22 protein-coding genes and 1 pseudogene are annotated in these 18,703 nt (G+C 70.7%); 10 read left to right on the top strand and 13 right to left on the bottom strand.

Annotation, left to right across the window (positions count from 1 at the left end; translation table 11 throughout):
* The first annotated feature begins 25 nt into the window (after positions 1-25).
* The 4 genes from EV384_RS36140 (at position 26) to EV384_RS19480 (ending at position 3,033) form a co-directional block, all read left to right on the top strand.
* Complete coding sequence (locus EV384_RS36140) at positions 26-250, top strand: hypothetical protein (protein WP_242624164.1); 225 nt, start codon at positions 26-28, stop codon at positions 248-250.
* A gap of 26 nt (positions 251-276) precedes the next feature.
* Positions 277-1,047: an SDR family NAD(P)-dependent oxidoreductase gene (locus tag EV384_RS19490; protein ID WP_130335349.1), complete on the top strand. Its 771-nt coding sequence runs from the start codon at positions 277-279 to the stop codon at positions 1,045-1,047.
* A 127-nt stretch (positions 1,048-1,174) separates the two neighbouring features.
* Positions 1,175-1,675: a nuclear transport factor 2 family protein gene (locus EV384_RS19485; protein WP_341273637.1), complete on the top strand. Its 501-nt coding sequence runs from the start codon at positions 1,175-1,177 to the stop codon at positions 1,673-1,675.
* A gap of 173 nt (positions 1,676-1,848) precedes the next feature.
* Positions 1,849-3,033 (top strand): low temperature requirement protein A, encoded by a 1,185-nt coding sequence (locus EV384_RS19480; protein ID WP_130335345.1) that lies wholly within the window; start codon positions 1,849-1,851, stop codon positions 3,031-3,033.
* A gap of 3 nt (positions 3,034-3,036) precedes the next feature.
* Here the strand turns inward: EV384_RS19480 and EV384_RS19475 are convergent, their stop codons facing one another.
* Positions 3,037-4,224, bottom strand: a complete 1,188-nt coding sequence (locus EV384_RS19475; RefSeq protein WP_130335343.1) for a low temperature requirement protein A — start codon at positions 4,222-4,224, stop codon at positions 3,037-3,039.
* A 302-nt stretch (positions 4,225-4,526) separates the two neighbouring features.
* Between EV384_RS19475 and EV384_RS19470 the strand changes: the two genes are divergently transcribed.
* Positions 4,527-4,868, top strand: a complete 342-nt coding sequence (locus EV384_RS19470; protein WP_130335341.1) for an MmcQ/YjbR family DNA-binding protein — start codon at positions 4,527-4,529, stop codon at positions 4,866-4,868.
* Positions 4,869-5,002: 134 nt separating this feature from the next.
* Here the strand turns inward: EV384_RS19470 and EV384_RS19465 are convergent, their stop codons facing one another.
* The 4 genes from EV384_RS19465 to msrB all read right to left on the bottom strand — a co-directional run bounded on the left by EV384_RS19465 (position 5,003) and on the right by msrB (position 8,759).
* Positions 5,003-6,079, bottom strand: a complete 1,077-nt coding sequence (locus EV384_RS19465; protein WP_130335339.1) for an NYN domain-containing protein — start codon at positions 6,077-6,079, stop codon at positions 5,003-5,005.
* A gap of 327 nt (positions 6,080-6,406) precedes the next feature.
* Positions 6,407-7,585, bottom strand: coding sequence for a low temperature requirement protein A (locus EV384_RS19460; protein WP_165439986.1), 1,179 nt, complete (start codon positions 7,583-7,585; stop codon positions 6,407-6,409).
* Between the two features lie 192 nt (positions 7,586-7,777).
* Positions 7,778-8,296, bottom strand: a complete 519-nt coding sequence (gene msrA, locus EV384_RS19455) for a peptide-methionine (S)-S-oxide reductase MsrA (RefSeq protein WP_130335335.1) — start codon at positions 8,294-8,296, stop codon at positions 7,778-7,780.
* Positions 8,280-8,759, bottom strand: a complete 480-nt coding sequence (gene msrB / locus EV384_RS19450) for a peptide-methionine (R)-S-oxide reductase MsrB (protein WP_130335333.1) — start codon at positions 8,757-8,759, stop codon at positions 8,280-8,282. Before msrB ends, msrA begins: the two co-directional genes overlap by 17 nt.
* A 421-nt stretch (positions 8,760-9,180) precedes the next feature.
* On the opposite strand from msrB, the gene EV384_RS19445 reads away from it, so the two are divergent.
* Together EV384_RS19445 and EV384_RS19440 are read left to right on the top strand one after the other, a co-directional pair.
* A complete protein-coding gene (locus EV384_RS19445) occupies positions 9,181-10,407 on the top strand; it encodes an epoxide hydrolase family protein (RefSeq protein ID WP_130335331.1) in 1,227 nt (408 codons plus the stop codon).
* A gap of 6 nt (positions 10,408-10,413) precedes the next feature.
* Complete coding sequence (locus EV384_RS19440) at positions 10,414-11,361, top strand: redoxin domain-containing protein (protein ID WP_242624163.1); 948 nt, start codon at positions 10,414-10,416, stop codon at positions 11,359-11,361.
* 150 nt (positions 11,362-11,511) lie between these two features.
* On the opposite strand, the gene EV384_RS19435 is transcribed toward EV384_RS19440, so the two are convergent.
* The 6 genes from EV384_RS19435 to EV384_RS19410 all read right to left on the bottom strand — a co-directional run bounded on the left by EV384_RS19435 (position 11,512) and on the right by EV384_RS19410 (position 15,178).
* Positions 11,512-11,688 (bottom strand): 50S ribosomal protein L36, encoded by a 177-nt coding sequence (locus tag EV384_RS19435; RefSeq protein WP_130335329.1) that lies wholly within the window; start codon positions 11,686-11,688, stop codon positions 11,512-11,514.
* 123 nt (positions 11,689-11,811) lie between these two features.
* On the bottom strand, positions 11,812-12,903 hold the full coding sequence (locus EV384_RS36770) for an SRPBCC family protein (RefSeq protein ID WP_130335327.1): 1,092 nt from the start codon (positions 12,901-12,903) through the stop codon (positions 11,812-11,814).
* A 209-nt stretch (positions 12,904-13,112) separates the two neighbouring features.
* The gene (locus EV384_RS19425) at positions 13,113-13,493 is read right to left on the bottom strand and encodes a carboxymuconolactone decarboxylase family protein (RefSeq protein ID WP_130335325.1); all 381 of its coding nucleotides are present in this window, start codon (positions 13,491-13,493) and stop codon (positions 13,113-13,115) included.
* A 173-nt stretch (positions 13,494-13,666) separates the two neighbouring features.
* Positions 13,667-14,182 (bottom strand): ATP-binding protein, encoded by a 516-nt coding sequence (locus tag EV384_RS19420; RefSeq protein WP_165439985.1) that lies wholly within the window; start codon positions 14,180-14,182, stop codon positions 13,667-13,669.
* A gap of 63 nt (positions 14,183-14,245) precedes the next feature.
* On the bottom strand, positions 14,246-14,752 hold the full coding sequence (locus tag EV384_RS19415; protein WP_130335321.1) for a molybdenum cofactor biosysynthesis protein: 507 nt from the start codon (positions 14,750-14,752) through the stop codon (positions 14,246-14,248).
* Positions 14,753-14,797: 45 nt separating this feature from the next.
* Positions 14,798-15,178, bottom strand: a complete 381-nt coding sequence (locus tag EV384_RS19410) for a DoxX family protein (protein WP_130335319.1) — start codon at positions 15,176-15,178, stop codon at positions 14,798-14,800.
* 117 nt (positions 15,179-15,295) lie between these two features.
* Between EV384_RS19410 and EV384_RS19405 the strand changes: the two genes are divergently transcribed.
* Entirely contained in the window at positions 15,296-15,790 is a 495-nt protein-coding gene (locus EV384_RS19405) for a MarR family winged helix-turn-helix transcriptional regulator (protein ID WP_130335317.1), read from the top strand.
* Positions 15,791-15,868: 78 nt separating this feature from the next.
* Here EV384_RS19405 and EV384_RS37085 read toward each other — a convergent pair.
* Positions 15,869-15,967, bottom strand: a pseudogene (locus EV384_RS37085) (DedA family protein); the annotation flags it as partial.
* Positions 15,968-16,328: 361 nt separating this feature from the next.
* On the opposite strand from EV384_RS37085, the gene EV384_RS19395 reads away from it, so the two are divergent.
* Positions 16,329-17,147 carry an SAM-dependent methyltransferase gene (locus EV384_RS19395; protein ID WP_242624504.1) on the top strand — a complete coding sequence of 273 codons (819 nt, stop codon included), beginning with the start codon at positions 16,329-16,331 and terminating at the stop codon, positions 17,145-17,147.
* Between the two features lie 58 nt (positions 17,148-17,205).
* Here the strand turns inward: EV384_RS19395 and EV384_RS19390 are convergent, their stop codons facing one another.
* Positions 17,206-17,970: an SDR family NAD(P)-dependent oxidoreductase gene (locus EV384_RS19390; RefSeq protein WP_130335315.1), complete on the bottom strand. Its 765-nt coding sequence runs from the start codon at positions 17,968-17,970 to the stop codon at positions 17,206-17,208.
* Between the two features lie 93 nt (positions 17,971-18,063).
* Here EV384_RS19390 and EV384_RS19385 point away from each other — a divergent pair, with 93 nt between their 5' ends.
* On the top strand, positions 18,064-18,687 hold the full coding sequence (locus EV384_RS19385) for a TetR/AcrR family transcriptional regulator (RefSeq protein ID WP_130335313.1): 624 nt from the start codon (positions 18,064-18,066) through the stop codon (positions 18,685-18,687).
* Positions 18,688-18,703: the final 16 nt, after the last annotated feature.

Below are 18,703 nucleotides of genomic sequence, written 5' to 3'. Positions count from 1 at the left end.
CCGCCAGCTCTGGCCGGGCCAACTGGTGCTCAACCCGCACCGGTACGACACGCGACGCCCGCCGCACGAGGAGACCCGCGACGCGCTGGACGACGGCGTGGCCGACGTCGTCGCATTCGGCGAGGCGTTTCTCGCCAACCCCGACCTGCCCAGCCGGATCGCCCGCACGGGCCCCTACAACCAGCCGGACCCGACCACGTTCTACGGCGGCGACGCGGGCTACACCGACTACCCGTTCGTAGAGAACTGAACCTCGACAAGTAAAGGGATAGGACAATGCGTGGAATCAAGGACAAGGTTGCCCTCGTCGCCGGTGCGGCGCCGGGCAACATCGGCGGCGCGACGGCGATCCGCCTCGCCGAGGAAGGAATGCTGGTCGTTGCGGCGGATCTGAACGAGGCCGCCGCCCAGACCGTGGTCGACGGAATCACCGCGGCCGGCGGAACAGCCGTGGCGCGAGGCTTCGACATCACCGACGAGCAGTCCTACCGGGACCTGATCAGCTTCACCGTCGACCGGTTCGGCGGCCTGCACGGCCTGTTCAACGTGGCCGCGGATCTCTCGCCACGAACCCTGGGACGAGACACCGACGTCACCTCGGTGCCGGTCGACGTCTGGCAGCACACCATCGACGTCACCCTCACCGGCTACATGTACGGCATGCGGCACGCCCTCCCGATCATGATCGAGCAAGGCGGTGGCTCGATCGTCAACACCATGTCGAGCGCGGTATGGATGGGCGAGACCGAGCGCGTCGCCTACCAGGCGGCCAAGAGCGGGCTGGTCGGCCTCACCCGGCACACCGCGACCCTCGGGGGCAAGCACGGCGTTCGTACCAACCTCGTATCGCCGGGAGTGATCGTCACCGGCGCCGCGCTAAAGGCCACCACCGCCGAGTACCGCGAGCAGATTCTCGCGACGGTACGTTCGCCCAGGCTGGGAAAGCCGGAGGACCTCGCCGCGATGGTGGCGTTCCTCTTCTCCGACGACGGCGCCTACATCAACGGCCAGTCGCTGCTCGTCGACGGCGGCGCCAACTTCACCTGATCCCCACCGGGCGCGTGCTCCCTCCGGGCACGCGCCCCGGTGTCCCTGTGCCGGCCACCGGACCCTGCCGGAGTCACATCTGCAGTTTGAGTTCGCGAAGCAATGCGAAGATCTGGAGAACCGAAAAGTGGATGTGACAGCGGAAGAGGGGCGCCAGGTGATCGAGGTCCTGGCGCGTTACGTTCGCGGCAGCGACCGGCGCGACGGCAACGCGGTCGCCGCGCTGTACACCAAGGACGCGGTGACCGAACTCTACAGCAGGACCGGCCCGCAGACGTACGAGCCGATCCTGCCGCCCCTCGAGGGCCCTGGGCCGATCGAGGCGCTGGTGAGCCAAGCCGGCGTGCCCATGCCTGCCGGCGTCTTCACCCACCACGTCACCGCCGACCACACCGTGACGGTCGACGTGGACACCGCCCACCTCAGCGCACAGTTCGTCCTCTACGAGACCCGCGCCGGCCGCCGACCGGAGCACGGCTGGCGGCCCGGAACCAGCGGCACCCAGGGCACCGTACGCCCGATCGAGAGTGGCTACTACGAGACCGACCTGCGTCGCGTCGACGGGAGATGGAGAATCACCCGACACCGGGTCTACAACGACATGCCGGTCGTGATCCCCCCCGGGTGACCAGCCGCGACGTCAGGTCGGGGGCCGGTGGCGACGGCGGACCCGGAGCCCGGCCCGCGCCCTGCTCCTGTCGTTTCGACTCGCCGGTGACGCCGCTTTTGTAGGTTGGCGGGGAGCGCCAGGTTGCCAGCGCCTCCGCTCCCCGGTGCGGCGTGCCAGAGGAGGCAGACGCGGTGACGTCCAGTCCGCTACCCCGGATCCTTCGCCGGCGCGGCGAGCCCGACTATCCGACGTTCCTGGAGCTCTTCTTCGACCTGGTCTACATCTTCATGCTCTCCAGGCTCTCGGCGGGGCTGGCCGAGGACCTCACCGTCCGGGGCGCCGCCCGGACCGCCGTCCTGCTGCTGGCCGCCTGGTGGGTCTGGGTGCTGACCGCGTGGCTCACCGACCTGTTCAACCCGCGGCTGCCGATCATCCAGGCCACCGTTCTGGCGGTCATGTTCGGCACCCTGCTGATGGCGATCGCGGTGCCGTACGCGTTCGCCGACTACGGATGGCTCCTCGTCGCGGCGTACTTCGGCATCCACCTCGTCCGGGACGCCGTCCTCATCCCCGGTACCCGGGTGAACCGCCCGATCCAGGCCAGGAGCATCCGGGTCTTCTTCTGGTTCGGCGTCACCGCCGTGCCGTGGGTGGCCGGGGTGTTCGTGCACGGAACGGCCCGGCTGCTGCTCTGGGCGGTCGCGGTGGCCGTCGACCTCGGATCGGCCCGGATCGGCTGGCCCACGCCGAAGCTCGGCCGCACCGAACTCGCCAGTCAGATCTTCACCGGCACCCACCTGTCCGAGCGGCACCGGGAGATCTTCATCATCGCGTTGGGCGAGCTGGTCCTGAGCGCCGGCACGGGGCTGGCCGGCAGCGGCTTCCAGGCCGGCCGGGTGGCCGCGAGCGCCGTCGCGTTCGCCAGCGCCGTTCTGCTCTTCCAGCTCTACTTCCACCGGGTACGCCAGCTCCTGGCACCGCCCGCCGCCACGGTGGTGGAGCGGGTTCGCCCCGGCACCTCCACCTCGTACAGCCACCTGGTGATGGTGGCCGGGGTGCTGGTAGTCTCGACCAGCGTCTCGCTGGTCATCGACCGGCCGTTCGGTGCGACGCCGCCCTCCTGGGCTGCGGTCATCCTCGGCGGGCCGGCCCTGTTCCTGCTCGGGAGTTGCCTGTTCGACGCCGTGCTCACCGGGCGGGTCCTCTGGTCCCGGGCGCTGGGGGTGGTGCTGCTGGCCGCCATCGCGCCCGCGACGGCCCTGCTCCCACCGCTGGCCATCCTGGTCGCGGCGAATCTGGTCCTGCTGCTCACCCTGGTCTGGGAGGCGCTGCCCGCTCGCTCGCGGCTGGTCCGGGTCACCGTGCCTACCGGGTGAGGGTCACCCGAGCGCCGGCGGCATCGGCGTGCGGGCGTGCAAGCGGGTGCTCACCAGGTTCGCCGCGGCGATCAGGGCCAGGACGGCCATGGCGAGCAGCGCGACCATCACCGGCGGCAGCAGGGACGAGGCCGGCGCCACGCCGGCCAGCAGGACCAGCCCGGCCAGCCGGGACCGGGAGATCCGACCGAACACCGTGTAGTCGAGCACGCCGCGGCCGACCAGGAACAACGCCGGTCCGCCGAGGATGACCGCAGCCCAGGAGGGCGGCGTCTCCCCGAACGGACGCCCCACGACGAGGTGGCTGGTGACCGCCGTGCCGCCAATGCCGGCCACCATGATCAGGTGGGTCACCGCGGCGGACTGGGTGAGCAGCGACGGGTTCGTCGACCGCGCAATGGCATCGGTCAGCAGCTCGCCGGCCCGGTAGATGTAGATCCGCCAGGTCAGCACCACGATCGTGAACACCACCAGCAGGGCCCAGGCCCGGTGAATCGTGTATTCGTTCAGGCTGAAGGTCGTCCCGGTCACGAAGATGGACGCGCCGAGCGCGACGATGACGAACTGCCGGTACCGCTCGGCCACCCGCTCGCCGACCAGCCGCCACTCCTGCGGCTGGGACCGTCCCAGCCGCGGCACCGGCCAGCCGAGCGAGGCGGCGACGTACTCCACGCCGACAGCCGCCGCCCAGAGCACCAGGCGGGTCGGGCCGGTGGCCAGCCCGCCGCCGATCCAGCCGACCGCGGCGATGGTGTACCAGAACAGGACCCGGCCGCTGCGGCGCCGCTCGACCGCATCCGGCAGGAGCAGGAGGTAGTAGCAGCTCGAACCGAGGTGGATGGCCAGGTAGGTGACCGCGAAGAGCAGGCCACGCTCGCCGTACGCGTCCGGCGCCGCCGCCGCCAGCAGCAGGCTGGCGGCCGCCACCCCGATGAACTGCACCTGGACCGCGGGCCGGGCCAGGTCGACGATGCCTGCGCCCCACGTGGTCAGCGCCCAGACGAGGGTGAACGCGAGCAGCAGGACCAGCGTCTCCCCGACGCCGGTCCAGGTCAGGTCGGCGGCGAGCGTCTTGGCCAGAGAGATCAGCGCAAAGACGTAGACCAGGTCGAAGAAGAGCTCCATGAACGCCGGCCGCCCCGGATCCCGCTGGGCCGGGGCCGCCGCACCGGCGCCGCCTTCCGCTGCCATCGACCTCCTCCGGGACCGCCGCACCGGCCTCGCCAGACGACACTACGGGCACCGGTACGACGCCAGCCGCACATCCACTTCCTACCCCGCTGTAGCGGGACCTTTCAATCGCGAGGCCGCGTCGCCGGTTGGCGAATGCCGGGCCGCACACGGGGCAAGACCGAGAGAGTCGGGTGGGGGTCAGCGCGTTCACGCCGCGGCCGGCGGGGCACTGCCATGAGGAGCACCGGGTTCCCGGGCGTGTGAGGGCGCAGGGGCGCTCGGGCCGCGGATTGTCGGAGGGCACCCGTACGGTCCCTGGCGTGATAACCGTCGCCGATGTCCGGGCGCTGGCCCGGACGTTGCCACGCACCACCGAGCACCTCATCCACGACCGGGTGAAGTTCCGCGTCGGCTCCATCGTCTACGTCGCGTTCTCCCGGGACGAGCAGACGATGGGTTTCGGCTACCCGAAGGAGCAGCGGGACGGCCTCGTCGCCGCCGAGCCGGACCTGTTCTTCCTCCCCCGGGCCTCCGACCTGCGGTTCAACTGGGTGTGCTGCCACCTGGCCCGGCTCGACCACGCCCAGATGACCGAGCTGGTGACGGAGGCGTGGCGGATGGTGGTGCCGAAGTTCCTCGCCCGGCAGCGGCTGGGTGACTGAGCTCTCGAAGACTGCTGGTCGCTGCCAGGCCGCGCCTCCGCCGGGCGTCCCGGTCGAGACCACCGGTCAGCCACGGGGCTACCGCCGGGGCGCGCCGGGTCTCGGCGTGTCGGTTTCGGGCCGGGGCGGTGCGATCACGCCCCCGGCACGGTGAGCAGGTAGTCGTCGGCCTCCGGGCTCCACCGCAGGTCGACCACGCCGCTCGTGGCGGCGGCCTTGCAGAACTGCAGGAAGCTGCGGTAGCCGAGCTTCTTCTCGCTGAAGTCGGGTCGTGCCCGGCGGAGCTGGTTCTTCAGCCCGGACAATGCCACCGTGCCATCGCTGCCGGCCAGTTCCTGGACCACCGTACGCAGCAGCCCGAACGCCACCTCCCGGTCACCGTGTTCGGGCAGCGACACCTCCGGATCGCCCTTGGCCGGGCCCTCCGCCAACTCGACCACGTCCTGCCCGGCGAGGTGCCGCAGCAGCTCACCGAAGGTGCGGAACCCGTAGTCGGACTCGCTGAAGGTCGGATCCTTGCGCAGCAGGGTGCGCTTCAACGTCGAGGCTGTCACCGCGCCGCTGGAGCTGGCCTGCAGACCCGCCACCGTCTGGGCCACGAGGACCGCGAGCGTGTCGACGTCGCGCGGGGCCTCCTCCTCCACCGCCTGCGGCTCGGGCTCCCGCTCCACCGCCTGCGGCTCCGGGCTGGGCAGCCGGGCCGGACGACCGCGCCGAGCCCGGGTCTCGGGGATCTCGACGCCCTCGAGCCGGTCGTAGAAGAGGAACTCGTCGCACGCCGGCGGGAGCAGCGCCGAGGTGGACTTCTCCACGCCGACGCCGATGACCCGCTTGTTGAGCTCGCGGAGCTTGTGCACCAGCGGGGTGAAGTCGCTGTCGCCGGTGCAGATCACGAACGTCGAAATGTACTCGCGCTCGAAGGCCAGCTCCACCGCGTCCACGGCCATCTTGATGTCGGCGGCGTTCTTCCGTGAGGCGCCCATGCGCTGGGGTATCTCGATCAGTTCCACGTGCGACCGGGTAAGCATCCGGCGGTCCTCGTCGAAGTACGACCAGTCGGCGTACGCCCGGCGCACCACCACCCGGCCCCGCTCGGCCAGGGCGTCGGCGACCGGCCGGAAGTCGAAGGCCATCCCGCCGCGATGGTCGCGCACCCCCAACGCCAGGTTCTCGTAGTCGAGGAACAGCGCGATGCGATCTTCGTGGTCCACCCGAGCAGCCTACGCCCGGACCCGGTCGGTCGGCCGACGACTCGTGGGCGACCCGGTTGGCGGCAGTTTCGGTAATCTGCCGCCCGCCGCCCGGGTCTCCTCCTCGGAGCCTGGTGCGACGCACCGGGATGAGACACGACGGTGAGTGACATGCGGGGAACAAGCCGAGGACCGGACCCGGGCACGGTCGTCGCAGCTTGCGGCGGGGACCCGGAGGCGCTCGACGCGCTCGTGGCACAGGCCGAGCTGGGCGGCGTACCCCTCGCGGCCGCGCGAGCCCGCTGACGGCGTCGGGACCTCGCGTGGCCCGCGGGCCGGGATTGCGCCTCATCGCCCCGCCCGCGTCGTCGGCGGCACCGACTCGGTGCGCGCGATCCTGCGTTCCAGGACCGCCACGACGAGGAGGACCGCGACCGTCGTCGCGCTGACGCCGAGCAGCGGCAGCGCGTACCCCCCGCCGGCGGCGGTGCCGAGTATGCCGAGCAGGCCGAGCAGCCGGGGCCAGGAGAGCCGGCGGTAGATGCCGGCGGAGAGCGCGACCCGGCCGGTGAGGAAGAGCGCGGGGCCGGCGACGGTGAGGGCGACCGCCATGCCGGAGCCCCGGTCGGTCGGATGCTCGATCACCAGGTTCGCGGCCACGGACGTGGCCACGACGCCCGCGATCATCACCAGGTGCAGGTCGTTGGCGGCCACCCCGAACCGCGACGGGTCCCGCTCGTCGAGGGCGGCGCCCAGGTACCGGCCCGCCGGCGTGACGTACAGCAGGCCGATGAGCACCGCGGCGGCGAAGAAGAGCAGGAACGCCGCGGACTGCGCCGCCGCCATGTCGGTGTCCGAGTAGACCAGGCCCGTGGTGATCAACAGCTCGCCGAGCGCGATGATGACGATCTGCTGGTACCGCTCCATGAGGTGCCCACCCCGCAGCCGCATGTCACCAGGCGCGGCGCGGCCCAGCCCCGGGGTCGGCCAGCCCAGCCGGGGTCCGCCGTAGTCGACCGCCAGGGCCAGCAGCCAGGCCGGCACCCGGACGGCCGGCCAGGCCGCCCCGACCAACCACAGGATCCCCGTCGTACCGAACCAGACCAGGACCCTCAGGGTACGGCGGCGCAGCGGATGCCCCCGGAGCGCCAGCGCGGTGACGACGCCGCGGCCCACCTGGATCGCGACGTACGCGCCGGCGAAGAGCACGGCCCGACCGCCGGTCGCCTCCGGCACGGCGACGCTCATCAGGACCACCCCGAGCGTCGTGCCGACCAGCAGGGCCTGCACCCACCCGCTGGCGCGGGCGAACCAGTCGCTGAACCAGGCGGTCACCACCCAGACCCACCACAGCGGCAACAGCAGCAGCGCGGCGCGGGCCGCCCCGGCGACGCTCAGGTCGGCCAGCAGGACCTCGGAGACCTGCCCAATCGCGAGGACGAACGCCAGGTCGAAGAAGAGTTCCAGGAACGACGCGCGCAACGGCTCGCCGGGGCGTCGCAGCAACGCAGCTGGCGTGCTCGCCATCGCGGCTCCTCCCGGCGCCTCCCCCGACTTCATACCATCGCCGCCACTGCCCCGGGCCGGACTCGCGGTCCCGGCCCGACGGTCGGCGACCGGCCCGCAGCCGCCGACGGCAGGTTGAGCGTTCCCGCTCATCCAAAGCGCCGTGGCGCCGGAAACACCGTTCGCGAGATTGCCCCCTCCCGCGCTGGAGTACTAACTGGCGTTCTCCCCGCGACGGGGAAGTTTCCAGTTCGGCCGGACGTAGTGGCACGTGTAGCCTGCGGGATACCGCTCCAGGTAGTCCTGGTGTTCCGGCTCAGCCTCCCAGAAGGGCCCAGCTGGGCTGACCTCGGTGACCACCTTGCCTGGCCACAGGCCAGAGGCATCGACGTCGGCGATCGTTTCTTCTGCGACCTGCCGCTGCTGGTCGTTGCTGTAAAAGATGGCTGACCGGTAGCTGGTTCCTACGTCGTTGCCTTGACGATTCTTCGTCGTCGGGTCGTGGACTTGGAAGAAGAACTCGAGAAGCTCTCTGTAGGACAGTTTTTCGGGGTCGAAAACGATCTCGATCGCCTCGGCGTGGGAACCATGGTTCTGGTAGGTCGCGTTCGGCACGTCACCGCCGGTGTATCCGACCCTGGTGGCGAGCACGCCAGCGCGTTTGCGGATGAGGTCCTGCATTCCCCAGAAGCAGCCGCCAGCCAGGATCGCCTTCTCAGTCTTGTCGGTCATCGCTTCGCTCCCCGTCTGGGCGCTTGAACATCTTGCGGTACTCGCCGTAGCCTTCACGCTCGAGGTCGTCGCGCCGAATGAACCGAAGTGCGGCAGAGTTCATGCAGTAACGTAACCCGCCAGCTTCCGCGGGACCATCATCAAACACGTGGCCAAGGTGACTGTCCCCGTGCGCCGACCGGACCTCGGTGCGGACCACGCCGAGGCTCGAGTCTCGAACTTCGACCACGTTCTCCGGTTCGATCGGCATGGTGAAAGTGGGCCAGCCGGTACCGCTGTCGTACTTGTTGACGGAGGCGAACAGGGGTTCACCGGACACGATGTCGACGTATATGCCCGGCTCCTTGTTGTCCCAATAAGCGTTGTCGAAGGCCGGCTCTGTCCCAGCTTCCTGTGTGACTCGGTATTGCTCCTCCGACAGCCGAGAGATTGCCTCGGGATTCTTGCGATACTCCTGTAACACAGTTCTTCCTCTCGGATTAGACCGTCGGCCCGGTTCGACCGGCCTCCAGACGCCGGCCTCCACAGACGCGTCTCGCGTACCCCACCTCGGGCTGACTAACCACCATCTCAGCAGCCTCCACGCCTTAACGGGACTGCCTCCGGTCGGCTGACTCCTGACCGGACGCGGCTACGCGACCGCCGCGGGCGTTGGGGTCCTTGGAGGCCGTGCGGGATTGCTCGTACGGCCCGCGATCACGGAAAAGGCGTTCTAGGCTCGGACAAAAGGGCACGTGCCTCTGTCGAACTGACACAAGTCCGGGCAGCGCCTTCATCCAAGATGCCCTCGCAGGACAGGAGCCCGGGCATGCCGTTTGTCACGGTAGGAGGGCATAAAGCCCCGCTCCACCTCCAATGAGCTCAAAACGAGAAGGAGGCCTACCGTGGCTGTCAAGACCGAAGCGCGACCGAGCGTCGCAGAGATCCGGCCGTTGGCGATAGAGATCCCCGAGGCGGAACTCGCCGCGATGCGGGCCCGTATCGCGGCCACGCGCTGGCCCGAGAAGGAGACCGTCCCGGACCAGTCACAGGGCGTACCGCTCGAGACGAGCCAGGCACTCGCGCGCTATTGGGAGAAGGAGTACGACTGGCGCAAGGTCGAGGCGCGGCTGAACGCCCTACCGAATTTCATCACCGAGATCGACGGGCTGGACATCCACTTCATCCACGTCCGATCGAAGCACGAGGACGCGCTGCCGCTCATCGTCACGCACGGCTGGCCCGGCTCGATCATCGAACAGCTGAAGATCGTCGACCCGCTCACCAATCCCACGGCACATGGCGCGAGCGCGTCGGACGCTTTCCATCTAGTGATTCCGTCGCTGCCCGGCTTCGGTTTCTCGGGCAAGCCGACGACGCCCGGCTGGGGACCCGAGCGCATCGCGCGCGCCTGGATCGAACTGATGAAGCGCCTGGACTACACGCGATTCGTGGCCCAGGGCGGCGACTGGGGTGCGCTCATCACGGATGTCATGGGTCTGCAGGCGCCACCGGAACTGCTCGGCATTCACACCAACATGCCGGGCATCTTTCCGCCCGACATCGATACGCTGCTCCAGTCCGACATCACCGGAGCGGGCAACGCGCTGGCCTCGCTGCCGTCCAACCTCTCCGACGAGGAAAAGCGGGCGTGCGAGCAGCTGAACTTCTTCTGGAAGCACTCCGCCTACGCTCTCATGATGGGGACGCGCCCGGAGACACTGACCGGATTCGCGGACTCGCCCATCGCTCTGGCGAGCTACATGATCGACCATGACGCCGCCAGCCTGGAGCTGATCTGCCAGGCCTTCGCCGGACAACCCGTCGGCCTTACGCGAGACGATGTCCTCGACAACATCACGCTCTTCTGGCTGACGAACACGGGAGTTTCCGCGGCTCGGATCTATTGGGAGAACAAGCTCTCCTTCTTCTCCGCCAAGGGCGTCTCCGTCCCGGCTGCAGTGAGCGTCTTCCCCGACGAGATGTATCAGGCCCCGAAGAGTTGGGCAGAGCAGGCGTATCCCGATCTCATCCACTACAACAGGCTCGACAAGGGCGGGCACTTCGCGGCCTGGGAACAGCCGCAACTCCTTTCAGAAGAGGTTCGTGCCGGCTTCCGATCGCTTCGCTAGCTGACCGTGGTCGAACGTCAGCACATGCCCTCGCTCGGCGGGGCGACCGAGTGGCTCAGCTCCGAGCCACTCGGCCCCGCCGAGCTGCGCCGTCACGTCGTCCTCGTGAACTTCTGGACGCTGACGTGCATCAACTGGCTGCGCCAGGAGCCCTACGTCCGCGCGTGGTCGCAGGCCTACCGAAGCGACGGGTTGGTCGTCATCGGGGTCCACACGCCGGAGTTCTCGTTCGAGCACGAGATCGACCGTGTGCGACAGGCGATCATGGCGCGAGCGATCGACTACCCGGTTGCGGTCGACAACGACTACGAAATCTGGAGCGCCTTCGACAACCACTACTGGCCGGCGCTCTACTTCGTCGACGCGGACGGCATCATCCGCGACACCCACTTCGGCGAAGGACGCTACGAGCAATCGGAGCGCGTCATCCAGCGGCTGCTCGGCATCGAGCGCGAACTCGTCCCGGTCGAAGGGCTCGGTGTGGAGGCCGAGGCCGACTGGGACCACCTGCGTACGCCCGAGACTTATCTCGGCTACTCCCGTAGCGAGCACTTCGCGTCACCGGACGGCGCGGCGTTCGACGAACGCCGCGCCTACGAGTTCCCCGAGAGTCTGCGCGTCAACCACTGGGCCCTCGCCGGCGAGTGGACGATCGGGTCTGAGAATGTCGTGCTCGACCAGGCCGGCGGGAGCATCGCCTACCGATTCCACGCGCGCGACGCGCATCTCGTGCTGTCTCCCGGAGCGAGAGAGTCGATCCCTTTCCGCGTGCTCCTCGACGGCGAAGCCCCGGGCCTGTCACACGGCGTCGACGTCGACGAGGACGGCAACGGCCTGCTCCGGGACGGCCGCCTGTACCAGCTCGCACGCGAGCACGACGCGGTCCGCGAACGGACCCTGGAGATTACGTTCCTCGAGCCCGGCGCCGAGGCGTACGTATTTACTTTCGGGTAGCCAGAGATGGCGACATCCCTGATCAACCACCGCCGCATCCCCGGCAGCGTCCCGAGACCCTCCCGCAGACCCTCGGCTACGCCCTGCCGGACTCCCCCGCCGGTGGAGCCGGGCCTTGACGAGCGCGCGGCGGGGTGGCTGGCGGGTCTTTCATCCGGTCTCTGCCGGCGCGGGCACCTTGTACCCGGCCGGCGTCGGTGTCGCTCCACCCTGCCGGGCCTTCTGGCGCGGGTCCGCCTTGTTGATCACGAAGACCTTGCCCCGGCGGCGTACCACGATCGAGTTCACTTTCCGCTTCAACCCACGAAGGGAGCTTCTGACCTTCATCGCACGTCATCCTTCCCGCGTGTCATCGCCGTCGCGTACCCGCACGGGGGATCGGTCATTCGTGCGCCGGGCGGCGGCGGGCCTGAGTACCACGCGCCGCCCGGCGGGCACCGGTCCCGACACCTAGGGCGTCGGGGCGGCATCGGCGCACGGGGCGTCGTCCATCGTGCAGCCCTCGGGGGCCTTGGTGAGCGGGTCACGGACGTCGAAGGTGAACGTATGCGACCCGCCGGCCGGTACGGGCGGCCCGGTGAAGGTGACGGCCTGCCCGTCCTGCCGCCAGTCGGCCCCGCTGGCCTCGGCGACCGTGCCGCCCTTCGACAGCGTCACGACCACGGTCCAGTCCTTCGCCGGGGCGCCGCCCGGGTTGTCAATCAGCACCTCGCCCGTGTAGCCGAAGATCCGCGTCGACACGGTGGTGTAGCGGGCGGTCAGGCCGGGGGCCGGGGGCGGGGCCGCGGTGGGGACGCGCGACGGCTTCGCCGCGGACCGGGTCGGGCGGGCGACGGCGGTGCTGGTGGTCGGCCCGGTCGGGGCGGAGGCGGCCGCCCGGGATGTGCGGGTCGCGGCGGTCGCGGCGGTCGGCACCGGCAGCGGCGCCGGGTCCGATCCGGCGGCGGGCTGCCGCTCGGTCGGCAGCACGGCCCACACCGCCAGCCCGGTGGCCAGGGCGGCGCCGGCCAGCGCCGCGATCAGCACCGGGCGGCGGCTCCGGCCGGCCGGTTCCGGCGCGTCGCCGACCGTCCCGATGGCGGGCAGCTGGGCGGTCTCCCCCGGCTCGCCGCGTCGCAGGTCGACCTGCTGAAAGGCCAACCAGTCGAGGATCGCCGGCAACCGCCCGGTCAGGACCTGCTGGTAAGTCGCCTCGCGGCGGACCCGCTGCTCGGCCGGCCACGTGCCGTGCTCCGGGGCCTCGCGCACCGACAGCCGACAGCCCTCGGCGGTGGGGGTGATGGCGCAGGTCAGCCGGGTGCGTCGACCAGCCTCGTCGCACCGCAGCTCCAGCAGCTCCGGCTCCCGCCGCTCGGTCACCTCGGCATCCACGGCGGCGTCGAAACCGGGCAGCCCGGCCGTGCACAGCAGCAGGTGTCCCCCTGCTCCGGCCATCACCTCCACCTCGGTGAACCACCGGGCGAGCAGCTCCCGGTCCGTCAGCGCGCGCCAGACCCGGTCAGCGGGGTGGGACAGGCCGACTTCGTTGTCGATCTCGATCATGGCGAGACTCTACGGTGCCGCACCCGATCCCGCGGTAACGGTTCGCCGGTGCTGATCAGGCCCGGACGTTCGCCGATGCCACGCAGCTGGCCGTCCTCGTCGGGACAGCCTTCGCCACGAGCCGTCGTGCTAGTCGTGGGTCCCGCGCGATGGCGGCCCCGCACCGCGCCCCGCGGCCGGCCGGCCCGGCCACGCCGGCGCAGTCTGGCTCAGGCGGTCTCGCCGAAGACGGCGACCGCGGTCTGGTAGCTGTCGAACGCCCGGGCCGCCCCCGCGTAGGCCTCAAGGTGGATGAAGAGCTCGACGATCTCCCCCTTGGTGACGCCCGCCGTCAGCGCGATCCGCAACTGCCCCCGCAGTGGTTCGTGGGTGCCCAGGGTCGCCGCGATGGCGACCGAGATCAGACTCCGGGTACGGGTGTCCAGCCCGGGACGGGACCAGGAGTCGCCGAAGGTGTGCATGGTCGCCAGCCGTCGGAAGTCCGCCCCGGCGGCCGGCTCACCGCCGCCGAGCGGGACCGACAGCGGCGCGCCGAGAAGCTGCTCCGCGGTCTCCAGGGCCTGCTGGTAGCCGTCGCTGCGGTCGGCCATGTCTCCTCCTGCGAACACCTGATGATGCTCGTCGAGCGCACCGGTGGGACGCCGCCTTCCCACCGCCGCCGGGTCCAATCCCGTAGCCCGGTCCGAAGGCCGGATCGCCGTCGACGTCGATCTCCCCGTCCGGCGCCACCCGGATCCGGTGCCGCCAGCTGAGCTGAGCGTCGTCACTGCTCGTCGTCCGCCACGGACCCGTCGGGCTCGTCATGCCGACGTGCGGTGGCGGGTATGCCGGCCGAGGTTTCAGCCGGGGACAAGCAGGCGGTGACGGTGGCGGTGAGGCCGTGCAGCCCCCGGGCGAGGATGAGCCCCTCGGCCAGCTGGTGCGCCAGCCAGAGCCCGCGTCCGCCGGCGACATCGGCGGCGGGCAGCCGTACGGGCAGGCTGCCCGCGGCGGCGCCCCGGTCGGTGACCTCACAGATCAGCACGTCGTCCTGGCGTCGCAGGTCGAGGTGGCCGTGGCCGCCGCCGTGGCGTACGGCGTTGGTGACCAGCTCGTGCACCGCGAGGACGAAGTCGTAGCCGGCGTCGCCGGCGAGGCCCGCATCGGTCACCGCGGCCGTCAGGCGGTGACGCAGGGCGGTGACGGTGGCGGCGCTGAAGTCCTGCGACATCAGCGCCACGCCGACGACGGGACCGGGAGTCGGGGGGCTCGACTCGGATGCCACGGGGTCCTCGGTCACGGGGAGAAGGCTACACATCGTTGTAAACTTCGCGACCGTTGCCAAAAGGCAACCATCCGCAGCTCAGAGCGGGTGCGAACGCCGCTCCCCGGTGACCTCGCGGCTGATCCTGACCTCGACCGGGCCGACGCGCAGGACGCCGTCGGTGAGCGGGACGCAGCGGACCCCGCCCCGGCCCCGCAACGCCCGCCACGCGCCGGGACCGATGGTGGCGTCCATCCAGGCGCACGGGTTCGCCGGTCTGCGGACGCGCAGGCTGACCGGACCGTGCCCCGAGTCCAGGATCAGCACGGACCCGACCAGCCCGTCGACGGCGATGCCGGTGGTGAGGATGTTGCGCCGGACCTGCGACAGATCGACGCCGGGCGGCAGCGACTCCTGCGCGATCACGGTGACGCTCGCGTCGCGGTGCGCCGGCTTGGCGAAGTACCGATCGCCGACGATGCCGAGGCCGGCGCGGACGTGGATCTCCGACACCAGCTCACCGGGGGGCGCCGGCGCTGGTCCGTCCGCGGGCCGGCCCACGTAGCGGTGCACGGGCGAGGCCAGCAACTGCACGATCCGCGGCATGGCAGCGATTCTAGGAAGCGCCGGCCGCGGCCGGGCCCGCGTCGGTCAGGAGGTGAAGGAGTACGGACCGAACCGGCCCCACACCACGACGACCGCCAGGATCAGCAGGACGACGTTGATGACGATCGCCTGGGACTCCTTGCGGCGGGCGTGGGTGACCGCGGCGCCGATCATGACGAGCACGAGGCCGAGGGCGGCCAGCGGCACCAGCACCGGCACGACGTCCAGCAGCGCCGGCAGGATCAGCCCGACGGCGGCGAGGACCTCCAGCGCACCGATGAGCTTGACCGTCCCGGCGCCGAAGCTCTCGGCCCATCCCATCCCGGAGGCGGCCAGTTTCTCCTTCGGCTGGCTGAGCTTGAGCAGCCCGGCGCCGAGGAAGGCGGCGGCCAGCACGCCGGCGATGATCCACAAAACGATGTTCATGACGGCTCCCACCGCGAGATGACTTCAAACGTTGAGCGAACCGTACGCTTCCATCACTTCAAGCTTCAAGTCAACCGTGTCCTGCATTACTTCAGGCGTGAAGTTATGCTCGGAGGCATGGAGACACCGCAGGAGCCGCGCTGGCTGGACGCCGAGGAGCATCGGACCTGGCTGGCCCTGATCAGCCTGCTGGTCCGGCTGCCGGCGGCGCTCGACGCGCAGCTGCGGCGTGACGCGGGGCTCAGCCACTTCGAGTACCAGGTGCTGGCCGGCCTCTCCATGTCCCCCGAACGCGCGATGCGGATGAGCGAGCTGGCGGTCTTCGCCGAAGGCTCCCTGTCCCGACTCTCCCAGGTCGTCGGGCGGCTGGAGACGCGCGGCTGGGTCCGGCGCACCCCGGATCCCACGGACGGCCGGTACACCCTGGCCATCCTCACCGAGCCGGGCTGGGCCAAGGTCGTCGAGGCCGCGCCCGGGCACGTGGCCGAGGTCCGCCGCCTCGTCTTCGACCCGCTGACCAGGGCGCAGCAGCGGCAACTGCGCGAGGTGGGCAGCCGCATCATGCGCGCCGTCGACCCCGAAGACTCCTGCCCCACCGGCGGGCCACGCTGATCGCGGCGGCGGCCCGCGCACAGGAGCGTGGCACCGGGCTTCCCGGCGCCGCGGGTGGTCAGCTCCTCGACCCCGCCGGACGTTCTCCTGCTTGAACAGCCCCGAGTTGGGCCGGCGGAACAGGCTCGGCCCGACCCGCTTGCCGAACAGGTAGCCCACCTGGTTCCCGACGATCGCGGCGACGGCCACCAGGGGCCTCCGAACAGGAGCGGCGGTCCGGGGGCGGGCCGACGAGGGGCGGACGGTGACCGCCGAGAGCGGCGCCCGGACAATGCGCAGCTGTCCACGCCCGGGCGGATCCGACCACGGTGCCCGGCACCCACACCGCTACCCGCCAGCACGCGGACGGAGACCGGTGATCGGGGGCGCGCGCCGCGTCGCGTACTCCCCGGGCCACCCGCCGGCATCCACCATCACGGATACGGTGGGGCCGCCGGGCGGCCGTCGGGTCGGTACGATCGCCGTGCCGTTCCCACAGCCCCTGGAGGTCGCGGTGGCCGAGACCACGTCGGAGTCGCTCGGATCGGGCGGGCGACCCCTGCCGGCGGACGTCCCGCCGTCGGCGCGGATCGACCCGACGGTGCCGCACGCCGCCCGCCGCTACGACTACTGGCTCGGCGGCAAGGACAACTTCGCCGCGGACCGGGAGTCGGGTGACGCGGTGGCCGCCGCGTACCCGGCGATCCGCACCACGGTGATCGAGAATCGGCGGTTCATGCAGCGAGCCACCCGCCACCTCGCCGAGCAGGCCGGCATCCGGCAGTTCCTCGACATCGGCACCGGCATCCCGACCAGCCCGAACATGCACGAGGTCGCCCAGCTCGTCGCGCCGGAGTCGCGGGTCGTCTACGTCGACAACGACCCCATCGTGCTGGCGCACGCCCGCGCCCTGTTGACCAGCGCGCCCGACGGCGCCACCGCCTACGTCGACGCCGACCTGCGCGACCCGGAGCGGATCCTGGGGCATCCCGACCTGCGGGCAACGCTCGACCTCACCAGCCCGGTCGCGCTGATGCTGGTCGCCATTCTGCACTTCCTCCCCGACGGCGACGACCCGTACGGGGTGACCCGCCGGCTCGTCGAGGCCCTCCCCTCCGGCAGCTACCTGGTGATCTCCCACGCCACCACGGATCTGGTGCCCCGGCACATCGCGGCCACCGCCGCGCCGTCCGCCGCCACCAGCATGATCGACATGGCGTTCCGCGCCCGGGACGAGTTCGCGTCGTTCTTCGACGGGCTCGACCTGATCCCGCCGGGCATCAGCCCGGTCACCGAGTGGCGGCCGGACGACCCGCCGGAGCAGCGGACACCTGCTGCGCAGGCCTCGATGTACGCCGCGGTGGCCCGCAAACCCTGACCCCGGCGGAGTGGCCAGGATGGGCGGCGCCTCCACCCCGGACACCCCAACCGTTGCGTCAGATGAAACCACGGACCGCGGTCATCCCGCCATCGACCGGGATCGTGACGCCGTGCAGGTGCGAGGCGTCGCCGCTGGCGAGGAACACGGCCACGGCGGCGACCTCGGCCGCGCCGGACAACCGCCCGCTGGGCGAGGTGTCCACCAGGCGCTTCAACTGGTCGCGCAGCCCCTCGTTCCACTCCGTCTCGGTCGGACCGGGCGCCACGGTGTTGACCCGGACACCACGCCGGCCCCACTCGGCCGACCATGACTTCGTCAGCGAGTGCAACGCGGCCTTCGACGCGCCGTACAGAGCAGCCCCGTTCATCCCGATCATGCCGTTGATCGAGCCGACGTTGACGATGACACCCTCGCCGCGGTCGAGCATCGGGGGCACGAGCGCGGACGCCAGCAACAGCGGCGCCTTGACATTCGTGGCCAGCACCCTGTCGATCATGCGCTCGTCCGTCTCCGTCGACGCCCGGCCACCGACCAGCGCGGCGGCGTTGTTGACCAGGATGTCGATCCGGCCGTCGGTGGCAGCCAGGGCCGTCCGGGCCAGTGCCGCCACTCCCTCGCCGTCTCGCAGGTCCGCCGGGACAAACGTCGCCCGGCCGCCCGCCTCGGCGATCTCGGCGACCCGCTTCCCACCCTCGTCGACCCGGCGCCCGGTCACGATCACGTAGGCGCCCTCGGCCGCATACGCGGTGGCGATCACGCGTCCGATGCCGCTGGTCGACCCGGTCACCAGCGCCGTACGCCCGTCCAGTCTTCCTGCCACGACACACCCCTTCACCGTTTATGGACCGTACGGTCCAAAGAATGCCTCGGGCATTTTTGGACCGTCAAGTCCAGAAGGGGTACGCTGGGTCACATGACGCGCCCCCTGACGCCCAAGGGCGCGGCCACCCGGGACCGGATCGTGGCGGGGGCCGCGGCGCTCATCCGCGCCCGAGGGGTGGAGCACACCGGGCTGGACGACATCCGCTCGGTGACGGCGACCAGCAAGAGCCAGCTCTTCCACTACTTCCCAGGGGGCCGGGGCGACCTGCTCTACGCGGTCGCGGCGCACGAGGCGGCCCAGGTCATCGCCGATCAGCAGCCGGCCCTGGACCAGCTCGGGCCACCGCCCACCTGGGTCGTCTGGCGTTCGGTCGTCGTCCGGAAGTATCGCGAACAGGGGCGGGAGTGTCCGCTACGCTCGCTGACCAGCCAACTGGCCGACTCCGATCCGCGGATCGGACCGCTGGTGGCGTCGCTGCTCGAGGACTGGCACGCCCGTCTCGAGGCCGGTGCCGTTCGAGCCGGCATGTCGTCACCGGGTGCACTGGCGACATCGATCCTGGCGGCGGTGCAGGGCGGCGTCGGGCTGTTGATGGCGACCGGAAACGTCAGCTACCTGGAGACGGCGCTGGACATCGCCATCGCCCCGCTGATCGACGGGCCCGGCCGAAAACGGTCGTCGGCCGGGCCACGACGAGCAGCTGCTGGTGGGTGACGTCGGGTCGGCGAAG

The organism is Micromonospora kangleipakensis (assembly GCF_004217615.1).
In the GTDB taxonomy this organism is placed as follows: Bacteria; Actinomycetota; Actinomycetes; order Mycobacteriales; family Micromonosporaceae; genus Micromonospora; species Micromonospora kangleipakensis.
Note: the sequence above shows the minus strand (reverse complement) of the source record. Positions and strands in the feature narration are given on the sequence as shown.

What these genes read in the sequence shown, in the direction of transcription:
- EV384_RS19490 (WP_130335349.1), top strand. Translation starts at nt 277, where the DNA reads ATGCGTGGAATCAAGGACAAGGTTGCCCTCGTCGCCGGTGCGGCGCCG.
- EV384_RS19475 (WP_130335343.1), bottom strand. Translation starts at nt 4,224, where the DNA reads ATGGCAGCGGAAGGCGGCGCCGGTGCGGCGGCCCCGGCCCAGCGGGAT.
- EV384_RS19460 (WP_165439986.1), bottom strand. Translation starts at nt 7,585, where the DNA reads ATGGCGAGCACGCCAGCTGCGTTGCTGCGACGCCCCGGCGAGCCGTTG.
- msrA (WP_130335335.1), bottom strand. Translation starts at nt 8,296, where the DNA reads ATGACCGACAAGACTGAGAAGGCGATCCTGGCTGGCGGCTGCTTCTGG.
- EV384_RS19435 (WP_130335329.1), bottom strand. Translation starts at nt 11,688, where the DNA reads ATGAAGGTCAGAAGCTCCCTTCGTGGGTTGAAGCGGAAAGTGAACTCG.
- EV384_RS36770 (WP_130335327.1), bottom strand. Translation starts at nt 12,903, where the DNA reads ATGATCGAGATCGACAACGAAGTCGGCCTGTCCCACCCCGCTGACCGG.
- EV384_RS19425 (WP_130335325.1), bottom strand. Translation starts at nt 13,493, where the DNA reads ATGGCCGACCGCAGCGACGGCTACCAGCAGGCCCTGGAGACCGCGGAG.
- EV384_RS19415 (WP_130335321.1), bottom strand. Translation starts at nt 14,752, where the DNA reads ATGCCGCGGATCGTGCAGTTGCTGGCCTCGCCCGTGCACCGCTACGTG.
- EV384_RS19410 (WP_130335319.1), bottom strand. Translation starts at nt 15,178, where the DNA reads ATGAACATCGTTTTGTGGATCATCGCCGGCGTGCTGGCCGCCGCCTTC.
- EV384_RS19405 (WP_130335317.1), top strand. Translation starts at nt 15,296, where the DNA reads ATGGAGACACCGCAGGAGCCGCGCTGGCTGGACGCCGAGGAGCATCGG.
- EV384_RS19385 (WP_130335313.1), top strand. Translation starts at nt 18,064, where the DNA reads ATGACGCGCCCCCTGACGCCCAAGGGCGCGGCCACCCGGGACCGGATC.